Raw genomic sequence first — 2,219 nt, 5'->3', positions numbered from 1 at the left:
TCGCCGGCACCATTGCCGCCCAGGGCGATAATGGCGTGGGAGTCACCGGAGTCAGTTGGGACGCCCAAATTATGGCGGTCAAGTTTCTGAACGATTCGGGTTCGGGAACCATTTTCAACGCCATCCAAGCGGTGGAATACGCCACGATGATGGGAGCCGACCTGACCAACAACAGTTGGGGCGGCTATTTTTCTTCGAGCGCCCTTCAGGATGCGATCGATGCGGCCGGTGCCAGCGGACAAGTGTTCGTGGCGGCGGCGGGAAACTATGATTCAGACAATGATGTTTATCCCTTCAATCCCGCCAGCTACGATTCTGAGAATATCATTTCTGTCGCCGCCACCGACCACAATGATGAGTTGGCATCGTTCTCCCACTATGGAGCCACCAGTGTAGACTTGGCAGCTCCCGGAGTCGATATCTTCAGCAGCGTTCCCGGCGACGGATACGCCAGTTACGACGGCACTTCGATGGCGGCTCCCCACGTTGCCGGGGTGGCGAGTTTGCTGTTGTCCCAAGACCCGAGCTTGTCTCCTGGGGAAGTCAAACAGAGCATCCTCGACACGGTGGATGAAATTCCGGCCCTGGACGGACTGATGGTGACGGGGGGGCGTTTGAATGCGAACACTGCCGTTTCCCCCGACGAACCGGGCAGCATCTCCGGCCAGAAGTGGAACGACCTCGATACTGACGGCGACAAGGATGACGACGAACCCGGTTTGGCAGACTGGACAATCTACATTGACGAAAATAATAACGGCCAGCTCGACCCCGAAGAACCCTCCACCGTCACCGACGGCGACGGAAATTATACCTTCGACAACCTGGAACCCGGCACCTACGAAGTGGCGGAGGAACTGCAAGACGGATGGCAGCAAACCTATCCCGGCAGTCTCAAAAATACCGGTTTTGAAACGGGAGATCTGACGGGTTGGGAAACCCGGGGAGACACATCCGTCAAAACCGACGCTTTCGGTTCCGACCCCACGGAGGGTACCTATCAAGCTTTGGTGACCAATGGCGACGGTTCTCAAAGTGACGCCGACTTGGAAGCCTTCCTGAATTTGCCGGGGGGCATCCTGGACGGTTTGGGCAACGGCGACGCCACGGAAGGTTCCGCCATCAAGCAAACCCTGACGGTGAAGGCGGGAGATGAAATCAGCTTCGATTACAACTTCCTCACCAACGAAGGTTCCGAATCGCCCTTCAACGACTTCGCCTTCGTCTCCGTGGAGTCGGACGGCGATACGGTGGCCAATACTTTCACCCCTCTGGTGCCCTCCGGAACGAGTTTCTGGAGTGAAACCGGATGGGGAACCTACACCCACACCTTTACCGCCGACGGAACCTATAACATCGGTGTCGGAGCCGTCGATGTGGGAGATACTGCTATCGATTCCGGCGTTTTGCTGGACAACTTCTCCTTCACCGGGACTGCCCCCGGCAGCCATACGGTGGATGTGGGTGAGGGCGAGGATGTCCTCGATATCGACTTCGGCAACGTCGAGTCCGAATCTGGCGGCAGCATTTCGGGCGTCAAGTGGAATGACTTGAATGCCGATGGCGTCAAGGATGAAGGTGAACCCGCCCTGTCGGACTGGACGATCTACATCGACGAAAACAATAACAGCCAACTCGACCCCGAGGAGCCCTCTGCGGTCACGAATTCCGACGGCGAATATACTTTCACGGGTCTGTTCGAGGGGACTTACACCATCCGGGAGGAACAACAAGAGGGATGGAAGCAGAGTTATCCCACCGGTGGCGAAGGGAGTGGTACCTCCGAAGGCGAATCGATTGAGATGGCCCGCGAGCAGGTGTCCGGGGACTTGGCATCCGAGTCCGACCGTCGCAGCGAAATTCCCCGCGATGCCGAATATGCGCGGAATCAGGTGATCGTCAAATTCAAGTCCGGTGCCGATTCGGGCGATCGCAATGATATTCTCAACACACTGGGCGCCGAAGTGGTCGAAACCACCCAAAACTCGGGAGTTCAACTGTGGCAGATCGAAGGTGACGTAGAGAATGCCGTCGCCACCTTCAACGAGCATCCCGCGATCGAATATATCGAACCCAATTACATCGTCAACATCAATTCCACCATCCCCAACGATCCGGAATTTTCCCAACTGTGGGGGTTGGACAACACCGGACAGACCGGGGGCACCCCCGACGCGGACATCGACGCCCCCGAAGCCTGGGACGTGCAAACCGGCAAT

1 protein-coding gene is annotated in these 2,219 nt (G+C 57.3%); it reads left to right on the top strand.

The genetic code is table 11. The features are described 5' to 3' along the window. A partial coding sequence (locus tag LKE08_RS28785) for a S8 family serine peptidase (protein WP_324707739.1) occupies positions 1–2,219 on the top strand: 2,219 nt, incomplete at both ends.

The sequence above is a fragment of the Lyngbya sp. CCY1209 genome (assembly GCF_035615495.1).
Lineage (GTDB): Bacteria > Cyanobacteriota > Cyanobacteriia > Cyanobacteriales > Microcoleaceae > Limnospira.
Note: the sequence above shows the minus strand (reverse complement) of the source record. Positions and strands in the feature narration are given on the sequence as shown.